Origin of the sequence: Halomonas qaidamensis, assembly GCF_025917315.1 — a bacterium.
Classification (GTDB): Bacteria; Pseudomonadota; Gammaproteobacteria; order Pseudomonadales; family Halomonadaceae; genus Vreelandella; species Vreelandella qaidamensis.
Genome location: NZ_CP080627.1, coordinates 2,795,318 through 2,814,171 on the forward strand (window position 1 = coordinate 2,795,318; position 18,854 = coordinate 2,814,171).

The following is an 18,854-nucleotide window of genomic DNA, read 5'->3' on the forward strand; positions in this document are numbered from 1 at the left end:
AGTTTGCGATTGAATCTCTCGAAACAGTGTATTAGCCTCGTGAAGGTACAAGAGGCGTACAAAAGAGCGTCGAGTTTAATACAGCACAGCATTTGTAAACGTTAGCATCTGTAAACGTTAGCATTTGAAACCATTAGCATTCACAAGGAGTCGTGGCATGCAACCTAACCAGCTAAGCGATATTTCCCGAAAAGGCCTCCAACTGGCCATTCAAGAGATCAGGGAAGAAATGTTTGATACCCCAGAATGCGATTACACCATCGCCAAACTGCTTAGCCATTGCGGCCAGTTTGAAACAGCTGAACGTCATATCGATGAAATGTTGCTGAAGTGGGGAGCATCACCAGAGGTAACTCGTCTGACCGAGCAGGCCTATACCGATCTAGTGACATTTAGTGCTGATAATACCGAGTCATTATCTTCTAGCGTGACAAGCCGTCATTCCTCTGCCGATGTAGTTTCTCAACTACCTGCTATTGCATAACCAATAGCGGCGTGTACTAAACAAAACGGCTTGCCCTAATCCCTCAGCATTACCAGTGAGAACGCTGCTAAGGCGGCAAGCCGTTCGATTTTTTTAGTCGAGATGATCCAACGTCACCACAAGATCCTGGGTTGATACGTCTACATTCCAAAAGGTGTAACTGTCCTCATCTTCATCGACTAAACGAATATCGAAGATAGGACTGTTATAACCCGTAATTGTCACCCGTTGTGTGTCACCATCCATCAGAACGTCATTGCCGAGTACATCTTCTTCCCAGTTTTTCGAGTCTGCAGGGCTTACGTACATATAGTAAAGGGTATAACCCGTACGATTAGTAATATCTACGTAATAGTCAGCAGCCATGACAAGCGAAGAGCTACACAGCATCAGCAGTGCAGCCAATAACACTTTTATGCGCATTGATATGTTCCTTATTTTTTTTCTTTTGAGAGAAACAGCAGGTCACAACGTCGTCGCTAAGTGCAAAACCTAGCCACCGGCGCAGTATATCGATAAACACTCATTTAAGTGAGCCGTCACTTAACATTTTTTATCACTACAATGGTCGAGTTCTGCGTAACGATGCCTTTCCTGACCAATGGTGGAAACGTTCTGCCCAATGGTGGAAACACCCTACAATTGACATCCCACTGTTCTTTATATAGAACGTTCTATAAAAGGAACAGTGGGATAGCAGTATGGACAAGCACTCATTAATCACGTTAGGCAAGCATTTGCAGTCTTTGCGTCAAGCGCAAGGCTGGTCACTCTCCTATTTAGCTAACGCCGCTGGCATTGCCAAATCGAACCTGTGTCGTCTTGAGCAAGGTAATGGCAACCCCACCCTGGACACTCTCTGGCGATTAGCCGTTCAGCTTAATGCACCGTTTGGCACGCTAGTGGCGCCTATTAGCGTTCCCCTTGGCGAAGATGGCGTGCAGGTGCAGCTGATTGATCAGGGCAAAGGCTCGCCACAAGTCGATGCTTATTGGATGCGCTGCGCCCCTCATACCCTACGTCACGCTGAAGCCCATACACTCGGCACGCTAGAAACGCTGACGCTCATCAGTGGCTGGCTAGAAGCAGGTCCAGAGGGAGCCACCACCGTGCTAACGCCTGGAGAGAGCAAAACGTTTCCCGCCGACCAGCCACACTGCTACCGCACCCAAGACCAAGAGGCCACCCTGCTACTCACCGTTACTTACGGTGAACAAGGGGTCGCACCATGACTCATGTCAACCATTCTCCTTGGCGTAGCGCGCTGCAAGGCGTGCGCGAAGCCATCCCGCTGTTGGGCGGCTATATTCCAGTGGCACTGTCGTTTGGGTTAGTAGCTAGCCAAGCAGGCTTCAGCACCTTGGAAGCCACCGCTATATCCGCCCTGATTTATGCAGGTGCTTCGCAGTTTCTATTTGTAGGCATGATCGCCACCGGCGCGCCGCTATGGCTGGTAGTGGCAATGACACTACTAATTAACGTGCGCCATGTGGTGTATGGCCCCAACCTTGCTGAGCTGTTGCCGCGCAGCCGCCACTGGCCATGGCTAATGCATGGCCTCACCGACCAAGTGTTTGCCTTGGCCTTGACTCGGCTTCCACAGCTGCCTGACGTAAAGCGCTTTAGCTGGTTTGTCGGCGCATCACTGCTTGCATGGGGCGCATGGATTGTGGGTACAACGGTGGGGGCCACGGCGGGCGAGGCCTTTACCGCCCGCTGGCCACTACTCGGGGAGATCATGCCTTTCGCACTGCCTGCTCTATTCTTAACCATGGTGGCACCCCGCTTCACCAATCAACGCTGGGCAGCCGCCATGGGGTGCGCCATTCTGGCTGCGCTAGGCTTAACCATCGCGGGGTGGAGCAACGTGGCTATTCCGCTGGCTGCCGCTTGCGGCGCGCTATGCTTCTATACCGTCAAGCTGCAAACCCAAAGGCGACCAGTATGAGCTTCGAACTATGGCTAGCCGTGGCGGTTTGCGCTATTGGTACCCTACTGATGCGCGTGGTGCCGTTCTTATGGATGCAGCGCCGTCTGGGAAGCGATACAGGCATTAATACCATGCCACAGTGGCTAGGCATTCTTGGGCCATTAATGATTGCCGCCGTGCTGGGAGTTTCCATTGTGCCGGTCAACCCAACCGCCATTTCATGGCTAGCCACCGCCATCGGGCTTTCCGTGACGTTACTGGTATGGTGGCGGCTACGCTCGTTAGGCTGGCCCGTGGCGGCAGGTGTTGCGGTGTTCGGCTTGGTGGAGATCGTTGCGACGCTTTAAGGCGTCGCTGATTGCTCCATCAAATACTCCGCGACGGCTTGATACGCGGGCAGTGAAGTGGGGTCGTTCGCCGCATTGCCCGCCACTGGGTGCGAGGCAAAGCGCACAATGACCATCTCAGCGGTGGGATCAATGTAAATCGTTTGCCCATGCACGCCTCTCGCAGCAAAGGCACCATGTTCGTTATGCAGCGACCACCACATACCTCGGTAGCTGCCACCCGGCAAATAGCGGTAACCCGCGGCGGCAAATGCCTGTCTGTCCCCCCCTTGACGAATACGCTCAACGGCCGCTGCAGGAAATAGCCGCTCGCCATTCATCACACCTTCATTAAGCACTAGCTGTCCTATCCTGGCCATGTCCCTCAGGCCTGCACTTAAGCCGCCACCCGCAAACGGCGTACCGATAGAGTCCACGGTAAAGTAGCCATCCTGTTCAGCCCCCATACGTTGCCAGATGCGTGATGAAAGCAGCGATGTCACCGACTCCCCCGCGGTACGCGCAATTACCCACCCCAGCGCATCGGTGTTGATTGTTTTATAGCCAAATACCTGCCCATGCTCACCTTCCGGCTCTACCGTCGCTAAATATTCGTAATAAGTGCGCGGCCCGGTGTAATCGTCTGGCTTAGGTAGTGGGCTTGCTGCTGCATTGTAAGCCCAGATTTCAGCATTGGGGTCGCTGTAATCTTCGCTGTAAGCAAGGCCCGTGGTCATCTCAAGTAGCTGTTTTACGGTGGCGCTACCAAAAGCACTGTCGGCCAGTTCTGGCAAAATATCGCCTACCAGCGCCTGCTCATCCAGTGCGCCTTCGGCCACTAGAATTTCACCTAGCAGCCCAGTCATGGATTTAGTAACCGACATTGCGCCATGCTTGCCCGCTTCATCCAAACAGCCGGAATAGGTCTCATACACCACCTGCCCCTGATGAAGAATCAGCAGACCATCGGTGTAGTTTTCGTTTAGCGATGCCTGCCATGTCATAGGTTCGCTGCCGTCTATCGGCGTAAAAGTAACATCATTGATTGCATCGTCTAATGCATAGCTAAACGGCACCGGAGCGCCCAAACCACGACTAACCTGCTTAGTAGGCAATAGCTCACGGAAGTGACACACCGTCCAGCGCATTTTGGGGAAGCTAAAGTAGTTAGAGTCCGGCTGGCCAATCACCCGCTCTGGGGCGGGCGGAAAGCCCTGCATCCATCCCAAGCGGTTAGGGTCAGAATCTTCAGCACTTAACAACACGGTGCTGGCCTGCTGGGCGCTAACAGAGGCTGCCCCACTAAGGAACACAGCGGAAAGCATAAGCGTGAATACAGAGGTAACGTGGCAGCGTAGAGGTGGCATCACCGACTCCTTGGTTAGCTGTTTAACACCCAATTAAACAGGCGATGCACCCAGTATAGATAGAAACGCCGTTTGCTTAACAGCATGGCGGACATGCGAACACCACAACCCCAGCCGTTAGCTGGGATTGTGGTGCTAGATAAACAATAAATTGGCGCTGCTTTCCTTGCAGCGCGCAGTGCAACGTCCTGTTTAAGCAACTCCTTTGCCCCACTGATACTGATAGTAGGCGTTAAATTAGTCGCCTACTGTGCGTTGGCGAACACTATCGAAGAAATAGTGATAGCTGACTGTATTTATGTCGCACCCATCGGCTTAAACAGCGCTATGTGCGATAGCGTACAGAGATTGCCTCCTGAGCCTCTATACTTGAGAGGCATGTGCCTATCACTAGCCTTACATAACCAACCGTAATCAACACTTGCGTGACAGCTAGGAATAATCGGGGGTATTCAATGCTTGAACCGCATGTTTTTCAGAAAAATGCATTGCTTGGCTTATTACCAGAGGAAGAACTAAGACGCCTAATGCCCCACTTTGAGGAGGTGGCGCTTACCTTGGGGCAGTCACTATGTGAATCAGGACAGCACATGAATCATGTCTACTTTCCGCTGGACTCCATCGTCTCGTTGCTATGCGTAATGGAGAACGGTGCCTCAACGGAAATCGCCGTTGTCGGCTATGAAGGAGTCGTGGGCGTGTCGCTATTTATGGGCGGTGAGACCACGCCCAGCCGAGCGATTGTGCAGAGTGCTGGAAAGGCGTTACGTCTAAAGGGCCAGCTGCTCAAAAACGAGTTCTACCGCGCAGGAACCATGCAGCGACTGCTGTTACGCTATACCCAAGCCCTGCTAACACAAATGGCTCAAACGGCGGTTTGCAATCGCCACCATAATCTTGATCAGCAGCTATGCCGCTGGCTACTACTCAGCCTAGACCGGCTGTGGGGCAATGAACTGATCATGACACAGGAATTAATTGCCAACATGCTGGGCGTTCGTCGTGAGGGGGTTACCGAAGCAGCAGGTAAACTGCAAAGGGCTGGCCTGATCGCTTATCACCGTGGGCATATTAATGTGTTGGATCGGCAAGGCCTTGAAGAGCGTGTATGTGAGTGCTATTCGGTCGTCAAAGACGAGTACGACCGCCTGCTTAACCACCATAACGTTATGTGAACAATTAGGCGCAGCCACTAACGTATTACAAAAAACAGCAGCGCCTTGTGTACGCTAGCGTGCCGACGCTTGATTAACCTAATGGTAATATGTAGGTAGTCCGTTGTTGATAAATGATGGCCTATCTGCAGCCGACATCGAAATGATTACCCCCCTCATTGTGCCGTTTGCCAGGTTTTTCTAATAACCGGAGAGGCACATGACATCTGTTTTTCACGCTACCGATGCCAATCAATTACTAGCTGAGCTACCTACCGCTGAGCGGGATGCGTTGATGGCCATCTGCGACACCGTACAGCTCTCATTTGGAGAAGTGCTGTTCCAGCCCACCGATACCATCACCCATGTCTACTTCCCCATCGATAGCTTCATTTCACAGATTGTTATTCTGACGATGGACAGCCGGCTGGAAGTCTCGATGGCAGGACGTGAGGGCATGCTAGGCATTTCACTGGTGCTCGGTATCGCAGAAACACCGTTGCTCGCATTAATCCAAGGTGAAGGGCTAGCTCTGCGCATTAACGCGGCCAGCTTTCAACAGCTGCTGCTAAACGCACCTGTATTGCACCAGCGGCTAAAACGATACCTCTACGTGGTTATCAGCCAACTGGCTAACTCAGCGGCCTGTATTCATTTTCATCGAATTGAAGAGCGCCTCGCCCGCTGGCTTTTAATGACCCAAGATCGCGCCAAGTCGGATAGCCTGCAGCTGACCCACGAGTTTTTAGCCATGATGCTAGGCGTACGCCGAGCTGGTATTACGCTCGCGGCCATTGCGCTGCAAACACGCGGCCTTATCCGTTATCACCGTGGTGAAATTATCATCATTGATCGCTCAGGCTTAATCAAAGCCGCCTGCAAATGCTATACCGATGACTGCGCACTTTATACTAGGATGTTGATGCGCTAGGGAAACGCTGACCAGTCTACGCCCTGGCCCTGCTAATAAACTAACTCACCTCGTCGCCCTTATTTGAACTGGCGACGCTTTTCATACCCAGGGAGATAAGCGAAAGCACCGCCCTAAGGCGATGCTTCCTCTACTGCAATGTTGCCAAGGTACGGCTACTTAAATTTTACCCAAGTACTGCATCTCATCCAGCATGTGAGTAGGTACATCTTCAATCAGTACCAACGTGATTTCAGAGTCGCCATCGGTAGTGGTAGCTACGCCTTCACCTAGCGATGCATTGAGAGTATCAGGCGTAAGGTTGTACATTGCGCCAGTAAGAGGGTCGACAATTAACCAACCAATTAGACCACCGAAAATTATGTTTCCGCCGATATACCAACCATTGGGGCTGGAGTTAATCATCATTGTGCGGCTTTCATAACCCTCTTTGGCAATCTCAACGGTATATGTTTTACCGCCGAAATAGCTTCCATCCGATTTACGCAACTGCACTGTTGTTGGTGTATTTCCGGAATGCACTTGCATACTGCGCTCATCCGTAATTATCACATTTGCATTGCTCGGACTGCTGTTGATCGTGATGCTTTGCTCCTTTTCGCCTACAATAGTGGCGCACCCTGTCATCAACGATACGGTGGCAATAGCAGCAGTCATCTTAAGCATTTTCATTACAATGATCCCTTTTGATTCATGTTCTTCTTAGCGGCTTCTGCCACTTTTCTATTACGCGGACACCATGGCCGCGCATCTGGCGTTATGCCAAATTCTTTATTCTCAATAACGTTCTCAAACCACTTGAGTATTATTCTTGCCCTAGCGGAACCCATCGTGGGTTTATAGTAATCTGTAAAGTAAGTTTTTAATGCTTTAGTTATCCAGTGGGAATAAAATAACTTTTCACTTACTTCTCTCGTCTATGTGTTCCCACACCCATCCGTAATATGTTGGCCACACAGGCTCTGGCCTAATAGTTACAGTACAAAGCTCATGGCATCTTTTAACACAACCTCATTATTACAATGGTCGATACCGCTCATGATCTTTCTAGAGGTAAAGACTTTCAGTGTCCTTATTTCAACTAAAGGCGGGGCAAAAAGCGTTGTAAGGAGAGCGAACGAAAGCTTCGACATTTCGTGTCTTATTATATCCAACATGCTAAGCATGTGAGCGCTTACTAATAATAGTGAGGATATCATTATACTGGCAAAAGAAAAAGTCTATCTTACCAACACTTAACTAAATCATTAGTATTAGCTTAATCAAGCAAAGCGACAATAAACGTAGGCGAACCGGACTTATTGAGAAAAATACTCTCTCGTGGGCTTTTTAAGCCATTTTTGATGCTAACACCGGCAGCCCATCAAAAATTCGAGTGCGACAGCACAGATGTTCAACCCAATCCATGTAGTGCCACACTATGGCATCGCCGCGCTTATTTAATAGCCGTAGAAACAGTGCCGTGTCCAAGAGAGTCGCTAAGTTTTGTGAGGCACGTTAAACTATATTAACTTTCATCATGACTGCTAGGGTTGGCATCACCGTGTCATATACTTGCGATCAGCTCTTTCGCCATATGACGCTTCTTCAGCTGATTCCACGTAACCCTGGTCGAATGACCACCCTAGTGCTGAAAAAGAGCTCTGCTGATTTGTTGTATATGCCTGAAACAGCAGGAGGCGCACTGCCCGTTCATAACACGGCTAAGTCACTTTAAGGAGATAGCCATGCTCTGCTTTGCATACGGCTCTAACATGTCTACCAAGCGCTTAGCAGCCCGCATTCCGGCACGCTTTGTGACTACTGCCCTGCTGCCCTCCTATCGCCTTGCTTTTCACCAGCGTGGCGGGGACGGTTCAGGCAAATGTGATATCGTGCCAGCATCAGAGCAATCAGCCGTGTATGGCGTAATTTGGGAAGTAGCTTCTCACCACAAATTGACATTAGACCGCTATGAAGGACTTAACGTTGCCTACGATGAAACCTGGCTAACGGTGACAGACCTCACTGGCGAAGGGCAGTTTGAAGTGCAAGCGTATGTTGGCAAAACGAGCGCTATCGGTATGCGACCTTATAGCTGGTACAAGCATCATGTATTGGCCGGTGCGTGTGAGCATGGCCTGCCAGCAGCTTATATTCGTGCACTTGAGCGCATAGAAGCCCACCAAGACCCCGATAACGAACGCCACGCACTTGAAATGGCCCTACACGAGCTCGATGAGCCGTTAATCAGGGGGCATCATGGATAATGATGCACGCTTACTCGCGTTTTATTATGGGGAGGGTCACGACCATAAAGGGCGCCATCTTGACGATATCTGGGCACTTTCTTCATTCTGGTTAGAACATACCCACGACTATATACAGTGGCTATTTCCAATTCCTGAAGCAGGCCGTTTTAATGGCTTTGCGCCGCTATTAACTCCTAAGATACAAGCAGCGTTTGAGCATGAAGCGCGTTTACGCCAACACCAGCAGCGCTCGCTTGATGTGATGCTAGCCTTCTATGGACTTCAGCGTGACGATAGCGTCATAACCGCTCAGCCCACCTTGTCAATTCAGACGTATAATTGGTTAAAAGCCGGTGGCCACAATCACCTGCGTATCACCCGCATCATTCGGTCGTTAGCGCTATGTCACCAGCCAAATATTGCAAGCGCGTTGCAGCACGCCGTTATCGATAATGGCACTCGTCATGGTGTGGTATCGGAAACGTCAATCCAGTTTTGGCGAAACGCCATTTAAAACAGCTTTCCATCTGTTCCTACTACCAACACTCTATTGAACAAGAAATAATGCAAAAATCGCCTACATAGAAGGCAGTATTGTTCCCCAGCTATTCGCCATTGAAGCCTACAAAATCAGCCATAGAAGCAATCTTCGTGCTAAAGGGCTTGGCCTGGCAACGTTTGGGCTGTTATGAATTGAAGGGGGGAGGTTTCCAAATGAGCATTTTTGAAAAACTGCAATCATCGCTTACTTACTCATCAATATAAAAACATAACCGCCGCAAAAGCTTCCATGTCATGCACCTATTCTGAGCGGACCAAAAGCAATCTCAGGATGTGGGAATCGATCTGCCGTATTCCTTTAAGAGCAACTGGTAACAAAAAAAGCATCGACCAGCAGCACTGCCCCCCGCCTCTCATCATCCAACTCGCAAGAAAAGCTGTCCTGGATCAATGAAGCGACGGCCACTAATAAGGCAAGCTGAAAGCCTGACTTAGGAGAGTTCATCATGTATCGACTCACTCAGACATAACCCACGCAACGCACAGGAGGTCGCTGGCTGACCCTCCTGCTCGCACTGCTGTTGGCGATAGTCACGATGTCGAGTCACGGCGCCATGGAGAACCATCAAGTCGATTGCGGTGCCACTGCCGAGTGGATGTTGGATAATGGCCACTCGGTTGACGGCCGTTCAGGTGACAGCCAAAGCGTAGAGCATGACCATAACGCCTCATCCTGCGTCACCTGCACCACCGCCATGAGCCAGACGCGATTGCTCGTGCTTGGCCCGGAACGCCTAGCTAACTCACCGGCCATGGCGTTATCCCCACAGTTTCCGCTTACCCCCAGACGCCCTCCCAGAACCTGATCGAACGTAGACGATCTGCCATCGGTTCGCGACACACTCTCGCGTCCAACATTACGTTCATCAGGAGTTAAACATGTCTATACGTTTCTCATCGCTCGCAATAGCGCGCCAAGCATCCCTGCCTTCCCCATTTTCGCTCAACGGGAAGCAACGGCTCCTCGGCTGGCTCATGGCCGCTGGACTGGCCCTATCCTCAACCCCGACGCTCGCCAGCGCCCTGCCCGCGGGAGTCGTCGTCACCGCCAACGAGCATGGTGCCTCCCTCACACACCTCAATTTGACGAATGGTGATGCCACTAACCAATCCATCGGCATTGCGCCCCACAATGTCCAGGTCAGCGCTTCCGGCCGTTACCTGATGGCCGTTGGCGAAGCGAAATCCAACGACCATGGCCACGGTGGCGAGCATGCCCACGGTGATGCCACCGGCAGGCTCAAGCTCTACCCAGCCAATGATCCAACCGGCAGCCCCGTGGCCAGTATCGAGGTGGGCAGCCATCCAGCCCATGTGGTCAGCGACTTGGAGGGCCGATTCGCTTACGTCACCAATGCCGGAGGTAACAGCCTCTCAGTCATCGACCTGGAGGCTGGCGCCGTTATCAACCGCCATGACACTGGCCAGGGTCCCAACGGCGTGACCTGGGTTGGCCACTGAGGAGGTATGACCATGATTGCACACTGCACTGCCCTGATAGGCAACCTGCCCTGGCTGGCCTGGATCATGCCCGTTGCCATGCTCAGCTTGCTCGGCCTCGGCATCGCCGCCCTTGCCAAGTACCTCTTCTCTTCCTCTCGCACGTCCCGTAACCATCCGGAGGCCCGCTCATGAACCGTCTTGGCCCTACTCTCCTGCTCTCCGCCACCCTACTGCTGGGCACTGTGCACCGCTCAGGCCGCCTTGCCCGTCGAAGCGACCATGTTTAAGAACCCACAATGTGGCTGCTGTGACGAATACGCTCGACAACTTGAGGATCGCGGGGTAACGGTGAAGATCGTCGACAATATTGAAGTGGGCAAGATCAAACAGAGCATCGGCCTGCCTTATGATCTCGGCTCCTGCCACACCCTCCAAATGGGCGACTACGCCATCGAAGGGCACGTACCCTTCGAAGCAGTGGAGAAGCTCTTTGAGGAACGCCCGGACACCCGTGGCATCGGCCTAGCTGGCATGCCTATCGGCACCCCCGGCATGCCGGGGCCCAAACAGGGTGACTGGGATGTCTATCAGTTCCGCAACGGAGAGGCCGCGCACTTCATGACCCTCTGATCGAAACTAGAACCCCACTAGCAAGAAATGCCGCTTCCAATAGTTGAGAAGCGGCGTTAATCACGTCTATCTAAGCTCCATCAGCTAGTAGGCCTCATGGATAATCCTTATGCCTATACGATCCGTCCGGCTAGCGTTGCTAAATTTCGACAGTCACGGCTAGAACAAGGGCTTTCACCCAATACCGTTAACCACGATATAGCTTATCTTCGCGCTGTTTTTAACGTACTCATACAGCTAGGGGAATGGCATGGTGACAACCCCTTTGCCTCGATCAAAGCCATACGGCTACCAGAACGCGAACTAAGCTACCTTACCCATGAACAGATCAAAGCCCTATTTGAGCAGCTAGAGCAGTCGCGTAACAAGCACGTCACGCTAATAGCTACTTTATGCCTGGCTACTGGAGCCCGATGGAGTGAAGTCCAATTTCTGCGCGCTGAATTGGTTAGGGATGGCCGTGTTACCTATGTCGACACCAAAAATGGCCGAAGTCGTTCGGTGCCTCTCTCTGACGAACTTTACCAACGCCTTAAAGCTCACGGGCCGCAGATCGGATGGCTTTTCCCCCGCGATGCCTACCAAGCGTTTACCAATGCTATTAATAACGCAGGTATTACCCTTCCTAAAGGACAGCGAACCCACGTCCTACGACACACGTTCGCAAGTCACTTCATAATGAACGGCGGCAACTTATTAACACTACAAAAAATACTCGGTCATCAATCGATTCAAATGACCATGCGTTATGCACATGTAGCCCCTGACCACCTGACGGAAGCCGTCACGTACGGGCCAAAATTTTAGACTGTAGACAGTTTGTAGACACTGGCAAAAAAAGGTACAGCGGGGGAAGGCACTTAGGAGGGTAAGTCTTTGATTTAATGGTGGGCCCAGTAGGACTTGAACCTACGACCAAGGGATTATGAGTCCCCTGCTCTAACCAACTGAGCTATAGGCCCGCAAAGCGTGCATATAATAGCGAATGTGTTCGGGCGAGGCTACCCCCTGTAGCGCTATCTTGTGGCAATAGCAGCAATTTTTTAGGGGCACTTATTGAAAAGTATGGGGTCTGGTAGTGAGTTCCTACTGCGGAGACGCGCTGTGAAAGCTTTGATTGCTCTTATCCCGCTATTGTTGGCGGTGCCGGTACATGCGGATTGGCAGCTAGATCCTGGTCAGTCGCGGGTACAAGCGTCTATTACCCAATTAGATGGCAACGCCCCACAAACCCATCACCATCAGGTGAATAATTTGCAGGGCGATCTTTCTGCCGATGGCACCCTGCGCCTGCCGTTGCGCTTGAGCCAAACGGATTTGCTGACTCGCTTTGGTGATTTGCCGCCGTGGGTGGGGTTACTGGCCAATACCACGCTGGTCACGCTGGTTGCGCAAATGCCACCCGAGCGGTTGGATGGCTTAGACATTGGTGAATCCATGGTGGAAACGCTTAGCTTTCGGGTGCAAACCGATTTGATCAACCAGGAAGAAGCGGTACCGCTGCGCTTTACCCGTGAAGGGCTGAACGAGGTGCGTGTTACCCATGCTGAACCGATGGCGATGGATGGCCGCGCGCTGATGGCTAACAGCACGGTGCGAACCGTGCTGTCGTTGCTGGGCTATCAGGAGATTGACGAGCATGTACCGGTCACCTTGAATGCGCTTCTGGTGAACCGCTAGTACGCTGTCAATCCCTCTCCTTTCAGTGGCTGAGTGTCTCCACATCTCCTGCCAGGGCAGCGCCGGTTTGTACTCGCCACTGGGCAGCATAGTGGCCATCAGCCGCCAGCAGACTTGCGTGGTTGCCGCGTTCAGCCACTTGGCCTTTCTCAATCACCACGATTTCATCGGCATGCACAATGGTCGAAAGCCGGTGGGCAATCATAATCACCGTGCGGCCATGGGCGATGCGTTTTAGCGAACGCTGAATAGCAGCTTCAGTTTCGTTATCCACCGCGCTAGTGGCTTCATCCAGCACTAGAATCGGCGGATCTTTAAGCAGCGCCCTGGCCAGCGAAAGCCGCTGACGTTGTCCGCCAGAGAGTAATACCCCTCGCTCGCCAACCGGGGTTTCCAACCCTTGGGGCAGCGTTTCAATAAAGCTCCAGGCTTCGGCGGTTTTGGCGGCGTCAATAATCTCGGCCTCCGAGGCATCGGGTTTGCCGTAAGCAATGTTGTCGCGAATGCTGCCTTCAAACAGGTACACATCCTGGCTCACCAACCCTATCGCTTGGCGCAGCGAGTGCATGCTGACCTCCGTGATCGGCTGACCATCGACCAGTACGCGACCGCTGGCAGGGTCGTAAAAGCGCAGCAGCAATTTGATCAGGGTCGATTTGCCGGAACCGGTAGCACCTACCAGCGCTAGGGTGTTGCCTGCAGGCACGTGGAGATCAACGCCACTCACCCCCACCTGGCTCGCGGCATAGTGGAAGCTCACGGCTTCGAAGCACACTTCGCCTTTCACGGGCGCAGTAAGAGGCGTTGTACTCTCATCTTTAACCGTAATTGGCACTTCCAATAGGTCAAGAATACGCTTGGTGCTGGCCATTGCGCGCTCGAACAGATCAATCACTTGGGCAAGGCCGGTGAGCGGCCACAGCAAACGCTGGGTAAGGAAAACCAGCACGCCATAAGCACCTACATTCAGGCTGCCGTTCAGCGCCATCATGCCGCCGACGGTAAAGGTGGCGAGAAAGCCCGCCAAAATCGCCATACGGATCACAGGTATAAACGCGGAGCTGACCTTTATCGCCCGGCGGTTGGCTTCTAAATAGGCTTCGCTGGCATCACGCAGGCGCTCGGCTTCCCGTGTTTCACTGGTAAAGCTTTTGATAGTGGCAATGCCGCTTAGATTATTAGAAAGGCGGCTGGCAAGGTCACCAACTTTTTCACGCACATCGCTGTACAGCGGCCCAGCTTTACGTTGGAAGAAGAAGGCACCCCAAATGATCAGTGGAATTGGGGTAAACGCCAATAAAGCGATAAGCGGCGACAGCACAAAGAACACCGCACCCACCGCTACTACGGTCACGCCCACTTGAATCAGCGCATTGGCACCGCCGTCCAGGAAACGCTCCAGCTGGTTCACGTCGTCGTTCATGGTGGCAACGAGCTGACCGGAGCTTTTTGATTCAAAAAATGCCATGTCCAATCGCTGGGCATGCTCGTAGGTGTCCTGGCGCATATCCGCCTGTAGCCGCTGGGCAAGGTTGCGCCAGAGAATTTGGAACAGGTACTCGAACAGCGACTCCCCCGCCCAGATAAAGAACGTCAGCACCGCCAGAATGGTGATTTGTTGATGGGGCGTTTCAAACCCCAGCCGCGCTACAAAGCTGTTTTCCTGGTTCACCACTACGTCAATCGCCACACCGATCAGAATTTCCGGAGCGATATCAAATAGCTTATTAATAATGGAGCAGGCGGTGGCCGCAGCAATCCGCCGCCGATACCCTTTGGCATAGCGCAGCAGCCGCACGAGCGCTTGAAAGCTTTGGTTTGAAGACGTCGCTTGAGCGTGAGGTGGTGAAGAAGCCACATCGGTTCCTTTTAGAAGTTATTGAGAGAATAGAGAGAGAACGAGAACTATGGGCTGAAGTTACTGAGTGGCACTTATGCCGACTGAGCCACGCGACGCACGTTAGCCAGCAAGGGGCTGCCGGTATCCGGGTCAAGCAGCAGCGTGCAATCTACCTGGTAAAGCTCGCGTACCAACTCAGGCGTCACCACCTCAGCGGGCGCCCCCTGAGCAATAATCTGGCCATCGCGCATGGCAATCAGGTTGTCTGAATAACGGCAGGCACTGGCGAGGTCATGCAATACCATTACGACCGTGCGGCCATGGCAAGCTAAGTGGCGCACTAACTCAAACACTTCAATCTGGTGGCCTAAGTCTAGCGCAGAGGTCGGCTCATCTAATAGCAGTAGCGGCGTTTGCTGGGCAATAGTCATCGCGATCCAGGCGCGCTGGCGTTGCCCTCCGGAAAGCGCTTCTAACGGCCGGTCGGCGAGGTCTTCCAAACCAGCAGCATCGAGCGCGTATTGCACCACGCGCTGGTCTTCCGCCGACCATTGACGCAGCCAGCCTTGGTGGGGCTGGCGGCCAAAGCGAATCAATTCAGTGACGGTTAGCCCTTCTGGAGCCACCGCCTCCTGGGGCAACAGTGCTAACTGGGTGGCTAACTGACGCGCAGGCAGGCGTTGAATATCCTGACTATCCAGCAGTACCGCACCGCTGTCTGGTTTGTGCAAACGAGCAAGGCCAGAAAGTAGCGTTGATTTACCGCAGCCGTTAGGGCCAACAATGGCAGTAACCTGCCCGCTGGGCAGGCTAACGCCCAGGTCTTCAATCACTCGGCGCTGGCCATAGCTCATGCACAGCGCATTGGTGGCAAGCATTGGTGAAACATGCTCTGGTGAAACATGCTCGGGGGAAATAAGTTCTGGTGAAATATGTTCTGCTGAAATAAGTTCTGGCGAAAGAGACGAGTTGTTCATGGGCGGCTCCGTTGTGGGCGCATTAATATCCATAGCAGCCAGGGCCCGCCTACCACCGCCGTGACAATGCCCACGGGAATTTCAATCGGTGCCAAGAGAGTGCGCCCAGCAAGGTCGGCCAGCACCATCACCAGTGCTCCCGCCAGCGTGGCGGCTAGTATGGGCACCTGGCGGGCGCTGGAAAGCGAGCGGGCAATTTCAGGGCCAATCAGCGCGACCATGCCCACCGGCCCCGCTACGGCAACAGCAAAAGCGGTAAGCACGACAGATAGCATCAGGATCTGTAGCCTGCGGGCTTTGACACGAACTCCGAGACCGCTGGCAGTGGCGTCGTTAAAGCGCAGTAGCGTCAGTGAACGCGCCAACGCCAAGGCGGCAATAATCCCCAATGCCAAGCCAATACCCAACAATTGCACAGCACCGCCTGGCCGGGCATTGAGTGATCCTACCGTCCATGGGTAGGCGGCATTGGCGGTGTCAATCGCTACCCGTGCCAGCATTAATTGAGTGACAGCACCAAACATTGCCCCCACGCCAATGCCCGCGACAATAAATCGATACCCCTGCGTGCCACTGCCTGCCGCGAGGCCAAAGGTAAGCACGGCGGCGGTCGTCGCCCCAGCCAAGGCCATCGCTGGCGGTGCAATCGACACGCCCATGCCCACAATAGAAGCCACTGCAAACGCCGTCGCACCATTATCAATTCCGATAATACCGGGCGTGGCTAGGCGATTGCGTGCCAGGGTTTGCATCAAAATGCCTGAAAGTGCGAACGCCGCTCCGGTAAAGCAAGCAGCGATTAAACGCGGCAGACGCAGCTCCTGAACCATAAAGGCCGTCATCATATCGCCCTTACCTAACACGGCAGGAATAACCGCGCTTGGTGCCAGCGGCACGCTACCTAAGCTTAGATAAAGCAAGCACGCTGCCAGCAGCGCAACCAACAAACCCATATTGACGGCTAGCGCGCGCTTTTCGAGCAAAAAACTATAGCCCCAACGGGGCAGCGCGATATGCCAGTAGCCCTCTGGCGCTAGTACGCTATCGGCATGTTCCGCGGCATGGTTTGGAACAGCATGGTTTGTAACAGCATGGCTTCGGCGGGTGGCAACGCCCGTTAAAGACGAATGATTCGCCATTATTTTCATATCAACACATCACCAAAATGACACCACGATGCCTGATCGGCAGGGTGTTAAAAAAAGCGTCATAGCATGGGTAACCGTTTAGCACGCACCACCGCTATCAATACCGGCGCGCCACATAGCGCGGTGAGCACACCCAATGGCAGCTCGGAAGGAGCGACGACAACACGCGAGATAATATCAGCCGTGAGTACAACCAGGGGGCCTATTGGCAGGCAAAACCACAACGTGCGGCGAATATCGGGCCCTGCAAACGCGCGCGCTACAAATGGCACCACCAGCCCTACAAAGGCAATCGGCCCGGCAATGGCAGTCGCTGCGCCCACCAGCAAGGCCACGCAGCCTACGGCTACCCAGCGGATCAGTGTGGGGTGATGCCCCAAGCCACTCGCCGCTCGTTCACCGAGCGCCAGCGCCGCCAGTGGCCGCGCCATAATAACCACCGCGATGGCAGCAACCAGTAAACTCGGCAGCACCGCCACAAGATCATCCAACCGTCTTCCCGCCAGGCTGCCTACCACCCAAAAACGAATCTCATCGGCAGCGCGCTGGTCATACAGCAGCATTAATGAGGTGAGCGAACCTAACAGCCCAGAAAACGCCGCCCCTGCTAGCACCAAGCGCACGGGGTCATTCCCCACACCGCGAAAACGCGCCACGCTGAGAACACAAATACAGCCCACCAACGCCCCTAACTGGGCAACCGAAATACGCAGCGTGGCAGCGCTAGCCCCTAGCACCAGTGCCAGTGCTACCGCAAAGGCTGCCCCGGCGCTTACCCCTAGCAAACCAGGTTCGGCGAGTGGGTTGCGGGAAATGGCTTGTAGCAGCGCACCGGCAACGCCCAACGCAATACCAACAACAATGCCAATCAAGGTGCGCGGAGTGCGCAGCTCCCAAACAATAAACTGCGCTTCGCTGTCGCTTGCGCTAAGCAGCAACCCCAGCACTCGCTGCGGCCCCACCTCACCCGCTCCAATCAGCAAACTAACGACGCTCACCGCCACAAGGGCGGTGAGCAGAATAAGCATCCATGTACGGGGAGCATAGCGCCGACTGGCGCTGCTCACTGCGCTAGGTAGTGATGTCACGGCATCTTTCACGGCAACAATGCGTTCTCAATATCATCCAAAATAGCTTGAGCGGCTAAAGGGCCATTAGCACTGCTCCACAGCTGGCCATTCACCGGTACGACCTGGTCTTGTTTAACTACGTCCAAACGGGTGAAGGCGGCGCTTTGCTTGGCGGCATCTAAGGCCGCTTGGCCATCGGCGTTAAGCGTCGCTAAGAACAGCCAATCGCCGTCCACTTGGGAAAGATTTTCAAGACTGAGTATATCGCTATGGGGGTGCCCTTCATCGACCAGACCGGCATCCTGGACCTCTAACCCCACTTTCGCTAATAGCCCAGTGGCGATCAGCGCTTTGGACATCACCATCGGGCCATTGGGCATCCAGCGCGCCAGCACTGCAGTACCACCTGCGTTAGCATCATCAATCGCGGCGGCTAATTCGCTAATACGGTGATCAACGGCTGAAATGGCATCTTCGATTTCCGCTTCACGATTGAGCGCCTGGCCATAAAGCCGCGCTTCCGCTTCCCAACTATCGGGCGCTAACGGCTGAGCATGCGGCACCACAGTGGGAGCGATGCGAGAAAGTAAACGATACTGCGGTTCTGGTAGCTGAGCAGCCGCCAGAATTAAATCGGGCTGCTGAGCCAGTACGGCTTCAATATTGATTTCACGTACCACGCCGACAATCTCAGGACGCTCGCCACTGAAGTGAGCTTCCACGTACTCAGCAACATTATCGCCACCGCGGGTGGTGACTGCGCCAACGGGGGTAACGCCTGCCGCCAGGGCGGCATCCAGCGCGCCTTCATATAAAGTAACAACACGCTGTGGTGCATCGCTAACCTCAACGTCTCCGTAAGCAGTATCCAGCGTGCGTGCGTGAGCAACGCTTGCCAATGTTCCACTCACTAACGATCCACCTAACAACAGTCCGCTTACTACAATCCCCATCAATCCCTTGCGTAGTGACGAGTAATCCATAAGTGACGCTCCTGAGAATTTATAGCCATGATAATAACGATTCTCAAAAGCACTTGCATTACTATTCCAACGAATCGCACGTTCCAGATGCTGCAACTC

At 53.3% G+C, this 18,854-nt stretch carries 23 protein-coding genes, 1 tRNA gene and 2 pseudogenes; 13 read left to right on the plus strand and 13 right to left on the minus strand.

Annotation, left to right across the window (positions count from 1 at the left end; translation table 11 throughout):
• Positions 1-157 precede the first annotated feature (157 nt).
• Positions 158-484 (plus strand): hypothetical protein, encoded by a 327-nt coding sequence (locus K1Y77_RS12625; RefSeq protein ID WP_264428845.1) that lies wholly within the window; start codon positions 158-160, stop codon positions 482-484.
• Between the two features lie 93 nt (positions 485-577).
• On the opposite strand, the gene K1Y77_RS12630 is transcribed toward K1Y77_RS12625, so the two are convergent.
• A complete protein-coding gene (locus tag K1Y77_RS12630) occupies positions 578-907 on the minus strand; it encodes a hypothetical protein (protein WP_264428846.1) in 330 nt (109 codons plus the stop codon).
• 278 nt (positions 908-1,185) lie between these two features.
• On the opposite strand from K1Y77_RS12630, the gene K1Y77_RS12635 reads away from it, so the two are divergent.
• From K1Y77_RS12635 to K1Y77_RS12645, 3 genes are read left to right on the plus strand one after another with little or no spacing between them, the layout of a single operon-like run.
• Positions 1,186-1,716 (plus strand): XRE family transcriptional regulator, encoded by a 531-nt coding sequence (locus K1Y77_RS12635; protein WP_264428848.1) that lies wholly within the window; start codon positions 1,186-1,188, stop codon positions 1,714-1,716.
• Positions 1,713-2,432, plus strand: coding sequence for an AzlC family ABC transporter permease (locus tag K1Y77_RS12640; protein WP_264428850.1), 720 nt, complete (start codon positions 1,713-1,715; stop codon positions 2,430-2,432). The genes K1Y77_RS12635 and K1Y77_RS12640 overlap by 4 nt, the downstream gene beginning before the upstream one ends.
• Positions 2,429-2,761 (plus strand): AzlD domain-containing protein, encoded by a 333-nt coding sequence (locus K1Y77_RS12645; protein WP_264428852.1) that lies wholly within the window; start codon positions 2,429-2,431, stop codon positions 2,759-2,761. The genes K1Y77_RS12640 and K1Y77_RS12645 overlap by 4 nt, the downstream gene beginning before the upstream one ends.
• On the opposite strand, the gene K1Y77_RS12650 is transcribed toward K1Y77_RS12645, so the two are convergent.
• Positions 2,758-4,107: a serine hydrolase domain-containing protein gene (locus K1Y77_RS12650; protein WP_264428853.1), complete on the minus strand. Its 1,350-nt coding sequence runs from the start codon at positions 4,105-4,107 to the stop codon at positions 2,758-2,760. The two genes, K1Y77_RS12645 and K1Y77_RS12650, sit on opposite strands and share 4 nt — an antisense overlap.
• Positions 4,108-4,562: 455 nt before the next feature.
• On the opposite strand from K1Y77_RS12650, the gene K1Y77_RS12655 reads away from it, so the two are divergent.
• On the plus strand, positions 4,563-5,282 hold the full coding sequence (locus tag K1Y77_RS12655; protein WP_030073648.1) for a Crp/Fnr family transcriptional regulator: 720 nt from the start codon (positions 4,563-4,565) through the stop codon (positions 5,280-5,282).
• A 199-nt stretch (positions 5,283-5,481) separates the two neighbouring features.
• Positions 5,482-6,192, plus strand: a complete 711-nt coding sequence (locus K1Y77_RS12660; RefSeq protein ID WP_030073649.1) for a Crp/Fnr family transcriptional regulator — start codon at positions 5,482-5,484, stop codon at positions 6,190-6,192.
• A 159-nt stretch (positions 6,193-6,351) separates the two neighbouring features.
• On the opposite strand, the gene K1Y77_RS12665 is transcribed toward K1Y77_RS12660, so the two are convergent.
• Positions 6,352-6,858 carry a peptidase associated/transthyretin-like domain-containing protein gene (locus K1Y77_RS12665; RefSeq protein ID WP_264428856.1) on the minus strand — a complete coding sequence of 169 codons (507 nt, stop codon included), beginning with the start codon at positions 6,856-6,858 and terminating at the stop codon, positions 6,352-6,354.
• 1,061 nt (positions 6,859-7,919) lie between these two features.
• On the opposite strand from K1Y77_RS12665, the gene K1Y77_RS12670 reads away from it, so the two are divergent.
• Together K1Y77_RS12670 and K1Y77_RS12675 are read left to right on the plus strand one after the other, a co-directional pair.
• Complete coding sequence (locus K1Y77_RS12670; RefSeq protein WP_035536730.1) at positions 7,920-8,441, plus strand: gamma-glutamylcyclotransferase family protein; 522 nt, start codon at positions 7,920-7,922, stop codon at positions 8,439-8,441.
• Positions 8,434-8,937, plus strand: a complete 504-nt coding sequence (locus K1Y77_RS12675; protein ID WP_264428858.1) for an opioid growth factor receptor-related protein — start codon at positions 8,434-8,436, stop codon at positions 8,935-8,937. Before K1Y77_RS12670 ends, K1Y77_RS12675 begins: the two co-directional genes overlap by 8 nt.
• A gap of 345 nt (positions 8,938-9,282) precedes the next feature.
• On the opposite strand, the gene K1Y77_RS12680 is transcribed toward K1Y77_RS12675, so the two are convergent.
• Positions 9,283-9,432, minus strand: a complete 150-nt coding sequence (locus K1Y77_RS12680; RefSeq protein WP_156963068.1) for a hypothetical protein — start codon at positions 9,430-9,432, stop codon at positions 9,283-9,285.
• Positions 9,433-9,490: 58 nt separating this feature from the next.
• Between K1Y77_RS12680 and K1Y77_RS12685 the strand changes: the two genes are divergently transcribed.
• Positions 9,491-9,790, plus strand: a complete 300-nt coding sequence (locus K1Y77_RS12685; protein ID WP_264431479.1) for a hypothetical protein — start codon at positions 9,491-9,493, stop codon at positions 9,788-9,790.
• A 193-nt stretch (positions 9,791-9,983) separates the two neighbouring features.
• Here K1Y77_RS12685 and K1Y77_RS12690 read toward each other — a convergent pair whose 3' ends face one another.
• Both K1Y77_RS12690 and K1Y77_RS12695 read right to left on the minus strand, forming a co-directional pair.
• Positions 9,984-10,298 carry a hypothetical protein gene (locus K1Y77_RS12690; protein WP_030073662.1) on the minus strand — a complete coding sequence of 105 codons (315 nt, stop codon included), beginning with the start codon at positions 10,296-10,298 and terminating at the stop codon, positions 9,984-9,986.
• Between the two features lie 60 nt (positions 10,299-10,358).
• Positions 10,359-10,601, minus strand: coding sequence for a hypothetical protein (locus tag K1Y77_RS12695; protein WP_264428861.1), 243 nt, complete (start codon positions 10,599-10,601; stop codon positions 10,359-10,361).
• Between the two features lie 105 nt (positions 10,602-10,706).
• Here K1Y77_RS12695 and K1Y77_RS12700 point away from each other — a divergent pair, with 105 nt between their 5' ends.
• From K1Y77_RS12700 to K1Y77_RS12705, 3 genes and pseudogenes are all read left to right on the plus strand, one after another.
• Positions 10,707-11,057: a DUF411 domain-containing protein gene (locus K1Y77_RS12700; RefSeq protein ID WP_232222390.1), complete on the plus strand. Its 351-nt coding sequence runs from the start codon at positions 10,707-10,709 to the stop codon at positions 11,055-11,057.
• Between the two features lie 75 nt (positions 11,058-11,132).
• Positions 11,133-11,333 (plus strand): annotated as a pseudogene (locus K1Y77_RS17430) (phage integrase); the annotation flags it as partial.
• 6 nt (positions 11,334-11,339) lie between these two features.
• Positions 11,340-11,864, plus strand: a complete 525-nt coding sequence (locus K1Y77_RS12705; protein WP_432613059.1) for a tyrosine-type recombinase/integrase — start codon at positions 11,340-11,342, stop codon at positions 11,862-11,864.
• Positions 11,865-11,942: 78 nt separating this feature from the next.
• Here the strand turns inward: K1Y77_RS12705 and K1Y77_RS12710 are convergent.
• Positions 11,943-12,019 (minus strand) — tRNA-Ile (locus K1Y77_RS12710).
• 142 nt (positions 12,020-12,161) lie between these two features.
• Between K1Y77_RS12710 and K1Y77_RS12715 the strand changes: the two genes are divergently transcribed.
• The gene (locus tag K1Y77_RS12715; protein WP_264428866.1) at positions 12,162-12,737 is read left to right on the plus strand and encodes a hypothetical protein; all 576 of its coding nucleotides are present in this window, start codon (positions 12,162-12,164) and stop codon (positions 12,735-12,737) included.
• Between the two features lie 22 nt (positions 12,738-12,759).
• Here K1Y77_RS12715 and K1Y77_RS12720 read toward each other — a convergent pair whose 3' ends face one another.
• From K1Y77_RS12720 to K1Y77_RS12740, 6 genes and pseudogenes are all read right to left on the minus strand, one after another.
• Positions 12,760-14,595 carry an ABC transporter ATP-binding protein gene (locus tag K1Y77_RS12720; protein WP_264428868.1) on the minus strand — a complete coding sequence of 612 codons (1,836 nt, stop codon included), beginning with the start codon at positions 14,593-14,595 and terminating at the stop codon, positions 12,760-12,762.
• A gap of 74 nt (positions 14,596-14,669) precedes the next feature.
• The gene (locus K1Y77_RS12725; protein WP_232222399.1) at positions 14,670-15,431 is read right to left on the minus strand and encodes an ABC transporter ATP-binding protein; all 762 of its coding nucleotides are present in this window, start codon (positions 15,429-15,431) and stop codon (positions 14,670-14,672) included.
• Positions 15,403-15,501, minus strand: a pseudogene (locus K1Y77_RS17405) (hypothetical protein); the annotation flags it as partial. The gene K1Y77_RS12725 and the pseudogene K1Y77_RS17405, both read right to left, overlap by 29 nt.
• Before the next feature lie 49 nt (positions 15,502-15,550).
• Positions 15,551-16,702, minus strand: coding sequence for a FecCD family ABC transporter permease (locus tag K1Y77_RS12730; RefSeq protein WP_264428870.1), 1,152 nt, complete (start codon positions 16,700-16,702; stop codon positions 15,551-15,553).
• Positions 16,703-16,761: 59 nt separating this feature from the next.
• Complete coding sequence (locus tag K1Y77_RS12735) at positions 16,762-17,730, minus strand: FecCD family ABC transporter permease (RefSeq protein WP_030073734.1); 969 nt, start codon at positions 17,728-17,730, stop codon at positions 16,762-16,764.
• 68 nt (positions 17,731-17,798) lie between these two features.
• The gene (locus K1Y77_RS12740) at positions 17,799-18,755 is read right to left on the minus strand and encodes an ABC transporter substrate-binding protein (protein ID WP_264428872.1); all 957 of its coding nucleotides are present in this window, start codon (positions 18,753-18,755) and stop codon (positions 17,799-17,801) included.
• Between the last annotated feature and the right edge of the window lie 99 nt (positions 18,756-18,854).